Annotated in this window: 1 protein-coding gene; it reads right to left on the reverse strand. The window is 63.5% G+C overall.

Going from position 1 to position 1,933, the window contains the following annotated elements; genetic code table 11:
• Positions 1 to 349: 349 nt before the first annotated feature.
• Positions 350 to 1,699, reverse strand: a complete 1,350-nt coding sequence (locus DL1_RS20615; RefSeq protein WP_038070274.1) for a c-type cytochrome — start codon at positions 1,697 to 1,699, stop codon at positions 350 to 352.
• Between the last annotated feature and the right edge of the window lie 234 nt (positions 1,700 to 1,933).

A 1,933-nucleotide genomic window follows, 5' to 3' on the forward strand; every position in this document is an offset into this window, starting at 1 on the left:
ATACTCCGCAAGCGCCTTTTTGAAAAAACTGTCCGATTTTCGACATAAAACTGTCAAGACACTGTTTTTAAATATCTTATCAGGGTTCTGATCTTATCGATTTCACCTCATCTCCCCCGCTCAGAGCGGCTGAGGTGACCCCTTGGGAGCGAATCTTGCGCAAATCACCCCGCCCCGTGAAACGCGAGCGCGCGGGCTTCCCCGGCGGCACCGCAGACTCACCGGAATCGCTACGCAAAAGGTGGACCGGGTCAGGCTCGGCGCACGCCCTCTCGGCAGAAAGCCTATGCCCCAATGCAAACGGGCGGACCGATTCAGGCCCGCCCGTCACATCGAATGCTTAAAAAGTTTAGCGCATTTGCAGCACTATGACGTTGCTGCTTGCGGGATCGGTGCGTTTGCGCAGGTCGGCCACATCCTTGGCCGCGACCTTGCCGCCATCATTGCCCCATGCGCTGCGCACGAAGTCGAGCACCTGCGCGATCTCCTTATCCGAGAGCTGCGCGCGATAGGGCGGCATCCGGTAGGAATCGGGCATCCCGTTCGAGACCACCCGTGCAGAGCCGTTCAGCACCACGTTGATCTGCGAGGCCGGGCTGGGCACCAGCGACGAGCTGGACCCGGCGAGCGGCGGCATCCATTGCCCCTGCCCCTTGCCGTCTTCACCATGGCAGAAGCTGCATTTGGCGGCGTAAAGCTGCGCGCCGGGATCGGAGGCGCGCTTGGCAGGTGCCAGCGCGGCCACCGTGCTCGCATCATAGCTCCAGGGCGTGCCGTCCCGCGACGGATCTCCGGGCAGCGATTTGAGATAGGCGGCCATCGCATGCAGATCGTCATCGGTCAGGAACTGCGTGGAGTTGTTATAGGCCTCGGCCATCGAGCCAAACACCACCCCATGTTCGTTGCGCCCGTTCTTGAGGAAAGCGTAGATGTCCTCCGCGCTCCAGCGACCAAGCCCGGTATTGGGATCCTGGCGCAGGCTCGGGGCGTACCAGCCATCGAGCAGCCCGCCCGAAAGATAGGTCTTGCTCGACTGATCCATGCCCTTCTCGTTGAAGGCAAGGCCGCGCGGGGTGTGACAGCTGCCGCAATGGCCCGGCCCCTGCACAAGGAAGGCGCCGCGGTTCCACTGCGCGTCGTGATCCGCGACCTGTTGATAGGGCGTGTCGGGCGCGAAGGCGAGGTTCCACAGCGCAAGCGGCCAGCGCATGTTCAGCGGCGCGGGGATCTCGGAGGTCTGGTTGGGACGATCGACCGGCTGCACCCCATGCATGAAATAGGCATAGAGCGCCTTCACGTCGTCATCGCTCATCTTCGAGTAGGAGGGATAGGGCATTGCGGGATAAAGCCGATGCCCGTCCGCCGCCACACCCTTGCGGATCGAGCGGTCGAAATCGGCCAGCGTATACTCGCCAATGCCGGTCTTCTTGTCGGGTGTGATATTGGTGGCGTAGATCGCGCCCACCGGGGTGCCCATCTTCAGGCCACCCGCAAAGGGCTGTCCCTCGGGCAGGCTGTGGCAGGCGACGCAATCCGCCGCGCGCGCGACATATTTGCCCCGGCTGATCAGGTCTTGCGAGGGGCTGGCGCTGGCCATCTCATCATCAAAGGGCGAGGACGGGGTACGGGTGACGTACCACGCCGTCCAAACACCGATGACGGCGATGATCGCAACAAGGGTGAGAAGCAGTTTCTTCACGGGAGACTCCGGCTACTGAAAGGTGGTCACGGTCGACGGGACGTGGTGGGGCCCTGCGCGCGCCGTCTCGGGGGTTGGCCCGGACAGAGCGCGCAGGCGATCGGGGGGCTATCGCCCCCCTGCCCTTCAGGTCGCGAGGTCCTGCTTGTCGAGCGGCATCGAGCGCACGCGTTTGCCGGTCAGGTGAGACACGGCATTCGCAATGGCCGCCGGAACAGCCGGAAGCGGCGGCTC

This window comes from Thioclava dalianensis, assembly GCF_000715505.1.
GTDB lineage: Bacteria > Pseudomonadota > Alphaproteobacteria > Rhodobacterales > Rhodobacteraceae > Thioclava > Thioclava dalianensis.